This is a genomic window from Leptospira selangorensis, assembly GCF_004769405.1.
GTDB lineage: Bacteria > Spirochaetota > Leptospiria > Leptospirales > Leptospiraceae > Leptospira_B > Leptospira_B selangorensis.
Genome location: NZ_RQES01000024.1, coordinates 124,738 through 140,667 on the forward strand (window position 1 = coordinate 124,738; position 15,930 = coordinate 140,667).

Annotated in this window: 15 protein-coding genes; 8 read left to right on the forward strand and 7 right to left on the reverse strand. The window is 39.1% G+C overall.

Translation table 11 applies throughout. From position 1 onward, the window contains the following. Positions 1-45: 45 nt before the first annotated feature. From EHO58_RS18510 to EHO58_RS18525, 4 genes are all read right to left on the reverse strand, one after another. On the reverse strand, positions 46-951 hold the full coding sequence (locus tag EHO58_RS18510; protein WP_135627335.1) for an ATP-binding response regulator: 906 nt from the start codon (positions 949-951) through the stop codon (positions 46-48). A gap of 93 nt (positions 952-1,044) precedes the next feature. Next, positions 1,045-2,418, reverse strand: coding sequence for a PDZ domain-containing protein (locus EHO58_RS18515; protein ID WP_135627334.1), 1,374 nt, complete (start codon positions 2,416-2,418; stop codon positions 1,045-1,047). Beyond that, positions 2,415-3,884 carry a S1C family serine protease gene (locus EHO58_RS18520; RefSeq protein WP_135680899.1) on the reverse strand — a complete coding sequence of 490 codons (1,470 nt, stop codon included), beginning with the start codon at positions 3,882-3,884 and terminating at the stop codon, positions 2,415-2,417. The genes EHO58_RS18515 and EHO58_RS18520 overlap by 4 nt, the downstream gene beginning before the upstream one ends. Continuing rightward, positions 3,877-4,758 (reverse strand): LIC11113 family protein, encoded by an 882-nt coding sequence (locus EHO58_RS18525; protein ID WP_135680900.1) that lies wholly within the window; start codon positions 4,756-4,758, stop codon positions 3,877-3,879. The genes EHO58_RS18520 and EHO58_RS18525 overlap by 8 nt, the downstream gene beginning before the upstream one ends. 194 nt (positions 4,759-4,952) lie before the next feature. On the opposite strand from EHO58_RS18525, the gene EHO58_RS18530 reads away from it, so the two are divergent. The 3 genes from EHO58_RS18530 (at position 4,953) to EHO58_RS18540 (ending at position 8,500) form a co-directional block, all read left to right on the forward strand. Continuing rightward, on the forward strand, positions 4,953-5,804 hold the full coding sequence (locus tag EHO58_RS18530) for a sulfurtransferase (RefSeq protein WP_135613846.1): 852 nt from the start codon (positions 4,953-4,955) through the stop codon (positions 5,802-5,804). Positions 5,805-5,866: 62 nt separating this feature from the next. Next, positions 5,867-8,023, forward strand: a complete 2,157-nt coding sequence (locus tag EHO58_RS18535) for an alpha-glucosidase (RefSeq protein ID WP_135680901.1) — start codon at positions 5,867-5,869, stop codon at positions 8,021-8,023. A gap of 63 nt (positions 8,024-8,086) precedes the next feature. Further along, positions 8,087-8,500 carry a thiol-disulfide oxidoreductase DCC family protein gene (locus tag EHO58_RS18540; protein ID WP_135680902.1) on the forward strand — a complete coding sequence of 138 codons (414 nt, stop codon included), beginning with the start codon at positions 8,087-8,089 and terminating at the stop codon, positions 8,498-8,500. 575 nt (positions 8,501-9,075) lie between these two features. Here EHO58_RS18540 and EHO58_RS18545 read toward each other — a convergent pair. Beyond that, positions 9,076-9,882, reverse strand: coding sequence for an alpha/beta fold hydrolase (locus EHO58_RS18545; RefSeq protein ID WP_244241234.1), 807 nt, complete (start codon positions 9,880-9,882; stop codon positions 9,076-9,078). 98 nt (positions 9,883-9,980) lie between these two features. Between EHO58_RS18545 and EHO58_RS18550 the strand changes: the two genes are divergently transcribed. The 3 genes from EHO58_RS18550 (at position 9,981) to EHO58_RS18560 (ending at position 12,593) form a co-directional block, all read left to right on the forward strand. Then, the gene (locus tag EHO58_RS18550) at positions 9,981-10,562 is read left to right on the forward strand and encodes a TetR/AcrR family transcriptional regulator (protein WP_135680903.1); all 582 of its coding nucleotides are present in this window, start codon (positions 9,981-9,983) and stop codon (positions 10,560-10,562) included. Positions 10,563-10,959: 397 nt separating this feature from the next. Next, positions 10,960-11,772, forward strand: coding sequence for a M23 family metallopeptidase (locus EHO58_RS18555; protein ID WP_208728869.1), 813 nt, complete (start codon positions 10,960-10,962; stop codon positions 11,770-11,772). A 5-nt stretch (positions 11,773-11,777) separates the two neighbouring features. Continuing rightward, positions 11,778-12,593, forward strand: coding sequence for an HAD family hydrolase (locus EHO58_RS18560; RefSeq protein WP_135627327.1), 816 nt, complete (start codon positions 11,778-11,780; stop codon positions 12,591-12,593). Between the two features lie 22 nt (positions 12,594-12,615). On the opposite strand, the gene EHO58_RS18565 is transcribed toward EHO58_RS18560, so the two are convergent. Both EHO58_RS18565 and EHO58_RS18570 read right to left on the reverse strand, forming a co-directional pair. Then, positions 12,616-13,461, reverse strand: coding sequence for an SDR family NAD(P)-dependent oxidoreductase (locus tag EHO58_RS18565; RefSeq protein WP_135680904.1), 846 nt, complete (start codon positions 13,459-13,461; stop codon positions 12,616-12,618). 31 nt (positions 13,462-13,492) lie between these two features. Then, entirely contained in the window at positions 13,493-14,200 is a 708-nt protein-coding gene (locus tag EHO58_RS18570) for an RluA family pseudouridine synthase (RefSeq protein WP_135680905.1), read from the reverse strand. A 96-nt stretch (positions 14,201-14,296) separates the two neighbouring features. Here EHO58_RS18570 and EHO58_RS18575 point away from each other — a divergent pair, with 96 nt between their 5' ends. Both EHO58_RS18575 and EHO58_RS18580 read left to right on the forward strand, forming a co-directional pair. After that, entirely contained in the window at positions 14,297-14,911 is a 615-nt protein-coding gene (locus EHO58_RS18575) for a helix-turn-helix domain-containing protein (RefSeq protein WP_100707703.1), read from the forward strand. Further along, positions 14,892-15,890: a hypothetical protein gene (locus tag EHO58_RS18580; RefSeq protein ID WP_425269464.1), complete on the forward strand. Its 999-nt coding sequence runs from the start codon at positions 14,892-14,894 to the stop codon at positions 15,888-15,890. The genes EHO58_RS18575 and EHO58_RS18580 overlap by 20 nt, the downstream gene beginning before the upstream one ends. The last annotated feature ends 40 nt before the right edge of the window (positions 15,891-15,930 follow it).

Sequence of the window (15,930 nt, forward strand, 5' to 3'; positions counted from 1 at the left end):
TATATTAAAATCAGAATATTCTATATTTCTGATAAATTTTCCCGTTCAGGTCTGTTTTTGTTTCGCTTCCGCTTTTTGTAATTTTTTAACAAATGTGACTTGGTTTCCCTTATCATTATAAGAAAGAGAATCAACATTCATACGAACTAAAAAGATACCTCTACCTGAAAGTTGGCTTGCATTCGGATCTTGTACTGGATCGGGAACTCTTGCAGGATCGAAACCTTCTCCACCATCTTCCAAAATAACAGTCACTCTTGTATCGTCATAGTCCACTTCTACCTGGATCCATTCTTCTTTGGATTCACAGATCTTATCCACATAAGAGAAGTAATCATTCTCTTGGAACATTAACTCTTGCTTTTGATGATAAGTGATACGAGCACAACCATGTTCTATTGCATTTCCTATCAATTCGTACAATGCTACTTTTAAGGAGAGTTGATCCTCATTATGTAAATTAGGAAGATGAGATAGGGATTTTAAGATCAAATGAACATATTGATTTAAATTTCCAAGTCTAGGAAGAAGTGCAAACTTCTGTCTGGATTCCCGGACCTGGAACATTCTTTTGTCCACAAGGTCCTTGCCCGCATAAAATAAGTTTCTAAATCTTAAGAGGGAATAACGGATCGCCTCCATCCGAAAAGGTTTGAGGAAAAAATCCACAGCTCCCAGTCGAAGAGCGTTGATGGAGATTTGGATGTCCTGGTTTCCAGTGATGACTATAAAAGGAGTATCTACTCCTTTTTCCCTCAATTTAGTGATGAACTCGATACCGTTCATCCTCGGAAGGCGAATATCGGTGATGATCAGATCGAATGTTTCCGACTCTGCTAATGTTAAGCCCTGTTCTGCGGTTCCGGCAAGAAGGAGTTCGTATTCGCTGCCGAAAATTTCCTGGAACAGATCTCGGATAACTTCTTCGTCATCAACGAAAAGGATTTTCATAATAAATTCCTAATTCAGAACTTCCGAATGTTCAATGGACCTATTCGGAAAACAAAAGAAAACCCTGGAAAGGTATTCTAGTCAAGAATTTTGTCAGCGTATATTGTCTAGAGAATCAAGAGAATATAAGGATTTTATCCTTTCATCCAAACTTTTTAACTCCGACTTATCAAAAACTGCCAATTTATTTCCTGAAAACCGGAATACCAAAAATTCGTCCTTATTTTCGGAAATGGCCGCTTTCAAACCTTCTACGGAGTCCACGACTTTGTCATTCACGGATTCTAAGATCAAATCTTGGAATTCCTGATATGCTCTATTTTTCTCGTCCGGAAATGCTCTAGAAAGTAATACGATACGGCTTCTTTCCGGATGAAGTTTTTTAGAATAACTTTCCGCTAAGTATACTAACTTTCTATCACTGGAAGATTTGTATTTTTCTCCGTATTCTTTTAAGTAAGTATGAGTGAGTTCTGTAAAAAGTAATCCGCCTGCGATGATATATTTAGGAGCGATCTTGTCCGAACTTTCAGGGATTAAAAAAGAATCCTCGTTATACGGTCTTAATTGATAACGTATTTCTCTTTTTCTTCCATCTCTATACAGTGAAAGAGTGACCCATTCTCCTGAATTCAGATAAGATCCACCCTTGCTGAGCAGAATATCATACAATACTTGTTTTTGTTTAGAAGCAACCGGAGTCCCGTTCACGGAAAGGACTGCATCACCTGGAAACAGATTATGCATTGGCCCAATCCCTGGAAGAACTTCCGAAACGACCGCACCTACGCTACCTTTCGGAAAATAATAATCTTCTTCTGCGGGAGTTAAGGAACCTTCCGCGGAAAAACCAGGATGAGGAAAAGGAGAAGAGGAAGAAAATCTACTTTGGTAAAATCTACGAAGAAGATCAGCACCCGCATTCCAGGTTCCATCGGTAAACCCACAGACTTTTTTTCCTGAAAAGAGGAAACTTCTGGTTCCGTCTTGGTTTTCTTTTCTCGCAAGTTTAGAAAGTGGAAGGATCGATTTAGAAAATTCTAAACTTCCCCATTCAAAGTTTGTGAAGAAGGGGGAGCATACTCCTTGCGTTTTTGCACTTTCTTCCAAAAGAGCGATAGGGGAGGCCTTTTTGGATTTTCCAAAGTTTTCGGGAAGAAGTACAATACCAAGTCCTGTATCCAGATCCACTTTTTGGAAATATGCCTTTCTTCCTGCGGATTCTTCCGGATGGATCTCCGCGAATAACGGAACTTCTCCAGGTTTTAAAAGTGCGACTGCAGTTCTTTCATCCAAACGGATTGCAGGGACTTTTTTCTGATATGGAGTTCCTTTTTGGAAAGGATTATGATGGGAATATTTTCTAAAATGGACCAGAAGTGAAAATTCTGAATCTGCTTTAGCTTCTATATTTTCTAAAAATCCTAAACAAAATACAAGAAGGAATACTAATTTATACGATCTCATTTTCCCTCCTTGGATTCGTCGGACTTGATATCGAATCTTTTTCTAACTCTTAAGTCTATTGTCCTGACTGTTTTAGCATCCAATACTAAAGGAAGCCCGACCCCTCTGAATTTCAAAACCAAAGTCCCATTGGAGAATTTTTTCCAATAATCCCTAAACTCTGAGATATTCGCGGGAGTTTTTCCGTTAATAGATTCTAAAATTTTAAAACGATAATTTAAATATTTAGAATTGAGAGGATCCGGGAATAGAGTGGTCAAGATCAGATCTCTTTCCGTAAATTTAAAAAGATCGTCCTGTATAAAATAACTGTAATGGTATCTAAGAGCAGTCTCTACTCTCTGGCTTTCTTTTCCGAATAATGCTCGGTTCACCGGTTGGAATAAAAGTCCAGCTCCTAAAAAACTTCTGATCTGACGATCTCTATACAATTCCAGTGAATCGGTCTTTTTTAACTCTGCTTGGATCTTAAAGTTTTTACCGTTTCTATAAAAATACAAAGTCAGTTTTTGGCCTACGAAACCGGGTTCGATTAGATCTACGATCGTTCTTCCCGTAAATTCTAAAAGACCACCCTCATTATTCAGATAAGCCTCATCAACCTTATATAAAAAATCATCCGTTTGCAAAACATCCGAAAAAGAAGAATTAGGATATACCTTATTTACAAGCACACCTTGCAAATTCTGAGGAATTCCCAGATACTTTTTCACAGACTCGGAGTTCCCATTTTGGAAAGTAAAACCTACGAAAGGAAACCCGTCGTATTGACCGTCTTGTATATCTTTTAGAAAATGTTGTACTACTTCCGGCGGGATTAGATACGCAGTATTTCCTTGGATTTGGCTGACTTCAAAAATGATCCCTGCCACTTTTCCGTTTTGGATAGCAGGACCACCTGAATATCCTGGAAGAATATTGGCACCTACGCGGATTACTTTTCTGTAATCTAAACCGGTAAAAGAATATCTCAATCTTTCCACACGATTGACTAAACCGTTTTCTAATGTGAGATTTTCTGCACCTTCCGGATAACCGAGCATTAAAAGATTACTTCCTAAAGAAGGGGATTCCTCGGTGATTTCCAGAGGTTCTACTCCGGAAAAAAATTCTTCATCTTCTACGGAGATCAAAGCCAGATCACAGTCGAAACCTATAAATTCCACTTTTGCGTTATAATATTTGCTGCTATTAAAACGTTTTACCTTCAAATACTTGGATTCTGAGATCACATGAGCATTCGTTAATATTCTATTTCCTGCAATAATGAAACCCGAACCAACGTCTCTAGAAAGATCCTGGTCCCCGAATTCCAAAGGATCGCTTGCATCCGGATAAATATCACTTCTAACGATCACAACGCCGTTCAATAATGTTTTAAGATCGGAGTTCCCGTTTGTTTGGGAAAAAACAGGAAAACTAAATATTAGGACCAATCCCGCGCGAAGTATCCAAAACTTATTCATGAAACAACTCCGCGTCGGACCATACAATTTTATCCTTTTCTACCGATTCTAATTTCAATTTTGCCAGGTAACGTGCCCCTTCTTGGAGTTCTTCCGTCGGTTGGTTATCCACTAAAACATTTCCGCTCAGATCCGCTTTGATCCTGATCCAGGAATAAGGAGAATCCGGTAAACAACTGGCCTGGAAAGAATAATACAAAGATTTATCCCAATAAAAATCCGCATCCTTACCCAGATACAGAAGAGGGCAGGAAGAATCAAAAAAGATCTCTTTTCCTTTAGGAGTAGGGCGGTCTATGGGATGTTTGGCAATGCTTAAGAAATATTGCAGACCAAAATTCACAGTGGAAGTTTTATCCACTAATTTAGTTTCCGGATTGGATTTATCGCCCGGTGCAGGTTTGGAACTCGCTACTTTTAAATTCTCCGCAGAAAATTCCAATTCCCAATAAACTGATTTTCCTAACTTAACCGGACCTTTCACTCTGAAAGAATCTATTCTTTCCGGAGAACGTAATCTTTCTTCTCCTGAATAAAAGAAACCGTTTAGTTTTTTTCCGGGACAATCCAAAGAAAGATACTGAATTTCCTCGGACTCAGGAAGAGATCTGAACTTACATTCACCTATATGAACGGTCCCATGTTGTTTGAACCATTCTTTTAAAGGCCTTGCATCTTTCTCTTTGCTGTATTTTCTCCATCCTTCCTGGAATTCTTTCTCAGCAAAGTCTCCAATCCTGGAATTTGCTTTTTGAAGAACTGGTTCTTCTGCGAAACTTCCAGAATCCGGAATAAAAACGGAAAAAAACAAAACTCCCAGGCTCACAAAAGAAAGAAGGAGTCTTTTCGTTCTTAAATGGAAAATATTCTGCATCGGGGAAAACATTCTTAATTATTATCGGTTCGGGAAAAAGCGGATTTTACAGATCTGAAAATAGAAGAGGAATTTCCGTAGAATTCTTGCGATTATGTCTCGAATTTCCAAGAATACCAAAAAAAAGTTAAACTCTGAAACGGGAGTATGAAATATGGTTAAAACTAAGAGTAAAAAATATAACGGTATTCATCTTGTCTCACTGGAGTTTTCTTAAAACCGACCTGAACGAAAAGCAGGACTTATTCATCGATTGTCGCTCACAAGCGCAATACCAAGAATCCACCTTAAAGGGTGCGTATTATTTTCCATTCGTCAAAAAGGCTTTTGCTTCCGATCCGGATTCTTCCAAAAAATTATTGGGCCCGATCGAAGAGATACTTGCTCTCGCTAAAAAAGAAGAGAAGTCCAGGATCTTGGTTTTTGACGAGGGCATGGGGATGTTCGCATCCAGACTCGTTTTCCTTTTGAGATGCGCAGGTTTTCAAAATGCGTTTTTGATAGGGCAACGTTGGCCTGTAGACGGAGCAAAAGAAAAAGGTTCTAAAGAATTAGATATAGGACCTTCTTCCAAAGTCCGCAAACTAGAGGGCGTGATCGACAAAGCATTCTTAGAAAAGAACTTAACTCGCCTGCAAATTTTCGATACTCGCACCCCGGAAGAATATGATGGAAAACTTCCTCGTTTGACTGCTCCTGAACCGGGAAGTTTATGCGGAAGATTGCCGGGCGCATTCCTTTGGGATTGGAGAATGTTGTATGACGCGAACGGTGAGCTCGTGGACAAAACCTTCTTTAATAAAAAGTTAAGAGGTTTTCCTTTTATGCCTGAAAGGACCACCGTTATCTATGATTATAACGGAGCAAGATCCTCCTTACTTGCAATGATGCTCAAAGAAGTCGGATACAATGACGTAAACGTATATGTTGGCTCTTGGTTCGAGTGGAGAAAATCCAATCTACCTAAACAAGCAGCGAATATTTACGGACAGACTGGGGCAGGAGCTTCTGCACCAAGAGTTGGTGGCGTAGACAGAAAAAGTTAAAAAAAGAAAGACTTCTAAAGCTTCATAAAAGAACCTCTCGTTAGTTTCTAAGAGGAATAACGATGAGGTTCTTTTTTATTATCAGCATACTATTTGCATTTTTATTGGATTGTGGATCCAGATTTGAAAAAATCTCTCCGTTTTCTATTCCTCCTCAAGAATTCGACCTTGGTAACGGGGTCAAAGCAGTATTCTTACCGACTGAACTATCGTTCATTACTCCTAAAGGTAGAATATTAGAATTCAACTTAAAAGATGCATTTCTTTCTTCTGCGAAAGGAGAACAGGTCGTAAATTATAGAAAAGCAACTTTCAAGATCAAAGATAAGATCTTATTAGAATGTGGATCCCAGACAATTGAAAGTCTTGGATTAGAATCGGGTGCATTATTATTAAAAGGAAAACTCACAGGAAAAAATTGTGAAACAGGATACTCGATCCGATTCATATCTTCCGCTAATTTCGGATTAGATTGGAAGGTAGAAGTTTCTAATCCTGAATTAAATCGAACATTTATCAAATTCAAATCGGATGAGTCAGAAAGTATTTATGGACTTGGTGAACAATTCTCTCATCTAAATCTAAAAGGAAAAAAACCATTTTTATTTTCCGAAGAACAAGGAGTGGGAAGGGGAGACCAACCGATTACCTGGGGAGCAGAATTATTAGAAGGAGCCGGAGGAAATGAATACAGCACCTATACTCCTATCCCATTTTTTCTCACTTCTCGAAACAGAGCATTCTTCTTTGAAAACAGTTCCTATTCAGTCTTTGATTTTGAAGAAGATTCCGAAATTGCAATAGAGTTTAGAGAAAGAGGACTTAATGTAAAATCCTGGAAAGCTGCTAGCCCTAAAGAGATCCTAAAATTATATACTTCACATACCGGAAGATTTCCGAATTTGCCTGATTGGGCATATGGAACCTGGCTTGGTATCCAAGGCGGAAAGTCTGTCGTTTTGGAAAAGATAGAAGAAGCAAAAAAGGCCGGAAATCCGATTACTGCTCTTTGGATCCAAGACTGGGTGGGACAAAGAAAAACAGTATTCGGTTCTCAACTATGGTGGAAATGGTTTCCGGATGAGACCAGATATCCTGATTTTAAAAACTTCGTAAAAGAATTAAATCAAAAGAATATTCAGGTTTTAGGATATATCAATCCTATGCTTGCAACGGAAGGAACTTTATTCGAAGAAGCGGTCAAAAACAATTATTTAGTAAAAGATAAAGAAGGAAAAGATTATATAGTCCAAACCGCAGGATTTCCCGCAGGACTATTAGATCTTACGAATCCTAAAACTCGGACCTGGATCAAAAATATCATCAAACAAAATCTAATAGGTAACGGACTCTCCGGCTGGATGGCGGATTTCGGAGAATGGTTGCCTACGGATGCGGTATTATTCTCTAAAGAATCTTCAGAGATCTATCATAACCGTTATCCTGTAGAATGGGCAAAGCTGAACAGAGAAGCCATCCAGGAAGCAGGCAAAGAAGGGCAGATCGTATTTTTCACTCGCGCAGGTTATAGTTATTCCAATAAATATTCCACTTCCTTTTGGGCGGGGGACCAGATGGTAAGCTGGGGAAGACATGATGGGATCGTATCTTCTTTGATCGGAATATTGAGCGGAGGAATGTCGGGACTTAGCTTAAATCATAGCGATATAGGCGGATACACTACGATCCCAAGTCCTATTAAAGATTATTTTAGATCTAAAGAATTGTTTCTTCGTTGGTCTGAGTTGAACGTATTCACTCCGGTTTTTAGAACTCATGAAGGGAATAGGCCTGCTAAAAACCACCAACCGTATTCAGACCCGGACACAATAAAAGAATTTGCAAGATACGGACAGATACATCTCGCATTAAAAGAATATTTTAAATTTCTAAATAAAGAAGCGAGTGAATCAGGACTTCCTTTATTACGTCCGCTCTATCTTTCTTACCCGGAAGATAATAATACGAGAGATCTACAAAACCAGTTTTTACTCGGAGAGGATCTGCTCGTAATCCCAGTCCTAGAAAAAGGAGAAGATACTGTAAAAGGATATATGCCTAAGGGAGAATGGGAACATGTTTGGACAGGTAAAACATTCCAGGGAGGAGTTTGGATAGAAATGGAAGCTCCTCTTGGATCTCCTGCGATCTTTTTGAAAAAGAAAGGTGTTTGGTACGAAAAACTAAAATCTGCACTTTCTACTTTTAAAAAGAATTGAACGAGCGGTTTTTGTTCGAGTAATAAAACTTCTAAACTGTCTAAATAAAGGAAGAAGGTCCCTTTGTCAGAATTCACGGATCCGATCGTACTATTTGATGGAGTTTGCAATTTATGCAACGGTGCAGTGAATGTACTTTTGGATCTGGACAAACATAAAAGATTAAAATTCGCCAGCCTTCAGTCTGAATATGCAAAAAACCTAATCCAATCTAAATCTTTGGAAGAAAAGATCCGGGGTATAGACAGTATCCTTTTCTGGGATGGAAAAGAGATCCATATAAAATCCAATGCAATCATTGAGATCTGTGATAAACTGGGCGGCTTCTGGAAAATCCTAAAACTCAGTTATATCGTCCCAAGACCGATCCGCAATTTTTTATACGATCTGATTGCAAAGAACAGATATAGGCTTTTCGGAAAGAGAGAATCTTGCAGGATGCCTACTCCCGAACTAAAAGAAAGGATCTTAGGATAAGTCTTTTTATTTATGGAACGGCCTGGATTAGTTCGTAAAAATCTGTGTTTGGACAATCTGGCGGCATGCAGGAAAATTCTTCGCCTGCCGAATAAATAGATAATGATTGTTCTGATCCTGTAACCCTATCGGTGGCCAAACTTAGCCCAGTTGTCGAATTCGCATTGGCAGCTACATAGTAGTACCAAGATAATCCCATATCAGCACCATTTTCGGGACATCTACAGCTCAGAGGATGTCCTGCTGTAACTGTCCCGGAAACGTAAGACCCAAGAGTTAAATCGTAGATCATATTTGATCCCCCAGAGCGAAAACAGAGACGATTGATACCTCGTATGGATCCTGGTTCTTGGCAGATTTTTTCGTTTTCTATAAATTGTACGTATACAGGAAGAGAGTCAAATAGCCCTACATTATCCGTTTGGGGCACTAACAAGTTTTCGCATCCGAGTAGAATACTGACGCTAAAACAAAGGATTGATATCCTTCTAAGATGTTTATCCAAATTTCCGATCATGCGCGCCTACATTAACTCAATTAAACGTTATTTGCAATTAATAATGAAAGAGAGAATTCTAGGATAATACAATTTTTTTTATAAATTCAGTCGCTTCTCTCATTGTGATCTCAGCCGCTTCTTTATGAGGGGAATGTTTTGCTCCAGGGATCATTCTTTTAATAGATTTTCCGGATACTTGACCTACAATTTTATCCACTTGTTCTTCACTTCCAAATTCATCCTCTTCTCCCTGAACTACGAGTACGGGGCATTGGATAGAAGATAAAAAATGTTCCATATTCCAATCTCTAAATTTTTCGGCAAGCCAGGTATCAGACCAAGCATGAAACACATCTTCCGTCTTATCAAAATGGTATTTTTCAAGCACCTGCTTTAGTTTAGTGGTTTGGTAAGACTTTACCACTTCTCTGATCCCATTTAATGTAATATCTTCTACGAATACATGCGCGCCTTCCGTTATAATTCCAGAAATATATTCCGGAAACTTGGAAGCTGCGATTAAAGAAATAGAACCACCATCGCTATGACCGAATAAAATACTAGTTTTGATATTTAGTTTTTGGATGATCTTGAATAATATATCAGCTTCCTTCTCCAAATAAAAATGATCTCTTTTTATAGATGTAAAAGGACCGGATTTCCCATAGCCGATCCTGTCGTATACGAGTAGGTTACAGTCAACCTTCTCCGCTAATTGTTCCGGAAAATTTTTCCAAAGAGAAATACATCCTAATGAATCATGTAGAAATATAAGAAATGGCCGATCCGGTTTTTCATTTTCGAATCGAAGGATATGTATAGAAGATCCATCTATCTCAATATCGAATTCTTTGGTATGATTTATTTTTTCTTTTTGATACACGAAAAATACTATCCAGGTCCTTAAATATTGAATATATTGTACCGACTGGTACGTACATAAGTCAAGGTGTTTTTACGAAATGGGCGGGGAAGAATTGAATGTCTAGTAAGGAAGATATATTAACTATAACTGCGGACCTATTTTACACGAATGGTTATAATAATACGGGGCTTGCGGAGATACTTAGTAAATGTAATTTAGCTAAGACAAGCTTATACCATCATTTCGGATCCAAGGCAGGTCTTGGGATTGCCTATTTAGAAAGGATGAAAGAAGAACTATTTACTAGAATTCACAAATGGGTAAATAAGAGAGAATCTCTCAGTGAATATTTGAGAGCATGGATCTGGTATATTAAGAAAAGTATAAAGGAAAACAAATTCCAAGGTTGCCCATTTGCAAGTTTTGCTTACGGGCTCTCCATGGATGATCTGAAAATTTTCTCTCCTAAGATGGAGGAGATCAGTAAGGAATGGATTTCGCTTTTATCTGAATTTATCCGGAGCCTTCAAAAGGATGGAAAACTTAAAAAAGACCAAAACCCGAGTGAAATCGCTTCCGAAATGTTGGCCATCTACCATGGACATGTTACTTTATGGAAGTTGACCAGGGATTCCAAGCAGATCGAAACGATGGATCGGAAATTTAAAGAATTAGCGAAGAGTGTAGAGCGGCGATAAGCTTCTTTCTTCCATTTTTCCTCAAAAACACCTACAAAATCTGGCCATTAAGTGCCTTCCCTTATGTCTATTCTATCCGGGTTTCCGGGTTCAACCACGACGAAACTTTCTCCAAATTTCTGAAAACTTTTCAGTAAGTTTGTATTTTTTCGGGACTATATCTATGGTGCCTCACAAAAACAAAGAAAATCCGTCAAAATATGCTAAAAATCAATAGAATAGGGACTAAAATAATTAATTTCATTAGGATTCGGTCGGATTCGTTTGATATCGTTAATTCCTCTGGATTTGGGTGGAGAAAAATCCTTGTCCCGAGATTATGGACCAGGAGGATAGGTTGAACTTTCGGAAATTTACTGCCGATCTTAAAAGCAATACCCGTTTTTTAAGAGAATTTTTGGCGGCGCAAAAAGGAAAGAACCAAATGAAAAGAAAAACTATTCTTTCAATAGTAGGTGCATCTGCCCTAGTCGTACTTTCCTGGAAATCTTTCGCAAATACATATTTGGAAGAAGTGAAGGTTGATAACCAATTCATCCAAACCTATCAGTCTAGAGAAGGGATCTGGATCGTTCCTGGAAAAGTAAAAGAATCCTTAGAGGATCTTTACCATAAATTCGGAACATCAGAAAGAGAAGTTCGCCTTCTTAACGGGATCCACGACAGCGGAAAAATCCAAAACTCAGAGCCTGTATTCTTCCCTTATAACGCAAATTATACACGTAATCTTCTATTAGAGGACAAAGGAAGAGAGATCTTCACCTCTGATGCCAGAGAGTTGATCTGGCCTTTAAGCTTTAAATATTCCAGAGTTACTTCCAGATTGGGAAGACGTTGGAATGCACTGCATGCAGGTGTGGACATTGCTTGTCCGAACGGATCCGTAGTGATCGCAGCAGCTGATGGAGTTGTGACAGATTCTAAAAGAGACGGTGGATACGGACTTAGAGTAGTTCTTTCTCATCCTCAAATCAATGGGATCCAGACATTATACGCTCATAATTCTCTTCTTTTTGTGAAACAAGGGGATAAGGTTAAAAAAGGGCAGGTGCTTGCACTTTCCGGAAATACGGGTCACACAACCGGACCTCATGTTCACTTCGAAGTTCGTTACCAAAATGTTGTATTGAACCCTGAACATTATCTTCCTCCTTTTTTAGCGGATAAAGAATCCCAAGTTGCGATCGCAAAAGAAACCATCCAACAATAATCACATTGTTCTCTAATTCAGACTGGTCTTCCGAAATCTTTTCCTATTTAGAAGAGAACCTGACCGGTCGTAAATTCCATACGGTTTTATTCGATTTTGATAATACTCTTGTACGTCACGATTTCGGCGAAGCTGTTATGTGTGAGCTCCTACTTGCGGGAGTTCCTTGGATAGAATCTCTTTCTCCATACTTTCCTGAAAAAAATATCTGCGAAAGATTAGAAAACCTTAGAAAGACAGATCCCAAATCCTTTATGGACGGGATCTGGGAATATTATGAATCCAAGATAGAAAGAGAAGGCCTAGGAGTAGGTTATAGATGGTCCACTTGGATCTTCTCTGGCAGATCTGCAAAAGAATTAGAAAAAACTGCAATATCCGTTTGGGAAAAAAATCAGAAGGACACGAGTGTAAACGGAGTCCAAGCCTTTCTTCCTATGTTCGAAATTGTAAAAGAACTTACCCAAGCAGGAAGTAAGATTTGGATCGTAACCGCTTCTCCAGAACCAGTGATCCAGGCAGTCTCCGAAAAATGGGGGATCCCAAGGGAAAATGTCCTGGGCATGCGTTTAATAGAAAAGGACGGAATTTTAAGCCCTGATTTAATAGAACCTTTCACATATGGTATCGGCAAGGTAGAACTACTCAATTTAGCAAATGGAAATCTAGGATACGATCTTGCATTTGGAGATTCGGAGAATGATTTTCCGATGTTAGCAAACACTCGCTCCAGAGGGATCTTCTTAGATAGAGGAAAAAAATCGCCGCCTCCCGGAGCCTTTGTTCAATCCGTCAAAAACTGGAAAACGATCCCGCTATAATAGACGGTGATTCTCCACTGACTTAGCGTTTTTTCAAATACTCAGGCATGCTCGGAAGTTTATCTTCCGTCCAGAGCCAGTCTCCTACTAAAGAAACAATTGGCGCCTTCTCTCCATCTAGTATTTTTAATAGAGCAATTTTTAGATCATTCGGTTCGGTGATCCTGTAGGGAATGCCTGGGAAATTTTTGGCAAAACTTTCGTTCTCTCTCGATTGGATATAATCTATAAAGAAGTCGCCGAATTTTTTGCCGGAAACTTTTTGCTCTTCCATCAATTTTTGTAAGTCAGGATGAGGAGAAGATTTTGCAAGTCTTTGCAGTATGATCGTGATCCCTCTTACACTTTGGCTGAAAAATGTTCCAGCGCGTATAATCTTTCTGGAATCCGGTTTTTGGAGAGCCCATTCTTCCATTTTCTTTTTGATGAATGCCAACGAACCATAGAATGTAAGCAAGTGGGGAAGATAATAATAAGCGGAATATCCGACTGTGATCCTTGGATTTAATTTTTTCTCAAGATCCAACATTGGATCAAAACAGAATTTTGCGGCAGCAATAATATCTTCGTCGGGAGTTTCGGATACTGGATATCCTAAGTTTCCTCTGGCAGGCGTATAGATGAGTATATCTACTTTGACATTTTCTTTATTTAAGAATTTTTGAATATTCGAAACTGCTTCTTCCGGTTCTTCTAATTTGATGAGTGGAATTGTTTTATCTGAACCTTGGACCTGAGATTCTCCAGAGGTAGTGGAGTAGATCTTCCAGGTTTGTCCTGTTTTGGAGGAATATTCTCGGATTGCATCAATTGCACTATGGCCTGCTGCTCCTGATCCACCTATGATCAATGCTATTGACTCGCTCATTTTCGCCTCCAGGAAGTGAGGACCAGCTTACTTATTCCGGGAATCGTATACCAGAAAAAAAGCGCATGTATGCTTGAAAATCAATCGGAAGCTCTGATACAATTTTTATATCTTCTTCGAATTCATTTTTGAATTTTAGAAGATACGAATGTAATAAAAAACGTTTTGGTTTAGGAACTAAACTTTTAACGGAAGGATTACTGTAAGTTTCATCTCCCAAGATTGGAGTGCCGATAGAAGACAGATGAAAACGAATTTGGTGCCTTCTTCCAGTAACCAATTTTGCTGCAACCAACGAGAGGTTTTTCTCCTTAGAATAGGAAAGAAGAGTAAAATCAGTGATCGCTTTTTTACCACCTGAACGAACTGAACTTACTTTTCCTTTTCCATCTTTTAGAAAACATTCCACTCTGAATTCTTTCTCTTTTGGAATTCCAATACAAATAGCCAAATATGTTTTTTCTGAATCCGCTAAGATTGAATCCGCTTCTTTGTTTTTAGATGGTTCTTTGCAGAATAATAGGATTCCGCTAGTGTCCCGATCTAGTCTGTGCAGTAACCTTAGATCAGGCTCCTTCTCCTGTTTCCGGACAAGATCTTCCAGGGTGGGACGATTCGGATCGAATGTAGCATGGACCGGGATCCCGGCCGGTTTTTCGACAGCAAGTAGGAACCCCTTCTCATACCATTTATGGATCGGAGTCTCAGGGACCTGAAATTTAGGCTTTGTTTCCCTCATAGGATCCTCCGTTGTTTCTTCTCTAATTTGATCATCCTCTTTTGAAAGGATTGAAATTGGATTGACACATCTTCCGTTATATTGGACGAATTAGGAATGAAACAGGCCGACGCCGAAGAACTGGATGGGAAGGAACTCATCTCCAGCGAACATATAACAGAAGTCGTTAAAGAAAACCTAAAATTAATTCGCCATACTAAAGGACTCTCATTAGACAAATTGGCATCTCGTTGTGGTGTGAGCCGAGCCATGCTTTCTCAAATAGAGCAAGGTAAAAGTGTTCCTACTATCGCAGTATTATGGAAGATCGCAACCGGTCTTAACGTTCCTTTCAGTGAACTTCTAAAAGAGAAGGGAACAGAGGGAGTTTTTCTCTTAAAAGCGGAGAATACAAAAGTCTTATATTCCAGCTCAAAGGTATATTCTAGTCGTGCCTTGTTTCCGTTTATCGGAGGCAGAAGGGTAGAATTTTACGAACTGATCCTGAAACCGGGCGGAATCGAAGTTGCAGAAGCTCATAAAGCTGGAACAACTGAGAATCTTGTAGTGGTCCAAGGAAAATTGCGCCTCCGTGTGGGGGACAAGGTGGTAGAACTGGATGCAAAGGATTCCGTATATTTTAGAGCGGATGTTCCTCACGAATACATCAATCCAACAGATACCGAAACTCTTATGTATCTGGTCATGGAATATACGGACGAAGCTAACTAAACTTTTAGTCCTAAGTTTACTCCTCACTCCGGGCCTTCTATTTTCGGAAGCGCCCGATCCTTCCACAGGTTATTTCGGCATCGATAGATACGAAGAGCAGATCTCTTGTCATGAGCAAGATTGTATCCGTTATACTTTGGATGAATTAAATGCCAAAGGTGGAAAATCAGAAGTTCGAAAACTTTTAGAAGAGAATGCCGGTAAGGTCTTGGTAGATCTTTCCGGAAAAAATCTTAAACTTGCAGACGATGAACTGGATGATCTCCGGGATTTTCTATTAGAAATTTCTAAAAGAGATGGAAGAGTCGCCATCGAAAAATTGCATATTGCGATCAGAGGACTGGAGATAGCTGATCCTCCCGTTTTAAAAGATGTAGGTCTTATCGGTTGGGGTCTTATCAGAAGGATTTATCGAAATGTATATTTTAAGAGGACAGGAGATTATAACGCAAAAGTTCTCTATCATCCCGGAAGTGGAAAGATCAATCTGATTTTCTTCGTTCATAAAAGATACGGTGATATCTGTGAGACAGTATTTTCTTCCTGTAATGAAATAGAATATTTGGATGAGGATACATTCGATCTTCAATTATCCACTGCACTCAGAGAATCCAAAGAGAAGGGACTTCCAGTCAGAGTGAATTTTAAACAGGTCCAAGCATCTTTTCCGGAAACAAAACTGGAATGGGAGAATGTAAAAAATATAGGAAGATCTGCGAGAATGTATAAATGGCTCGCTCTTCCCAAAGAAACGGAAATGAAACCTTTGAGCAGATCCAGGTTTCTTCCTTTGCAGGCTGCCTTGACTGTGATCGATTATTCTGTTTCAGTATTTGATTATGTGAATCAAATTATAATGTACAAACCTGCAAGAAGCACAAAAGCAGAAGTATTATATACACAAAGATTAGCTGAAGATGGGACACCCGGAACTAAAACGATTCATTCAGTTGTGTTTGTTCCAGTTAAAGAAGAGTAAAACTTCTCCGCCTCTGATTGAAGCGGAGAAGGAAGAATCT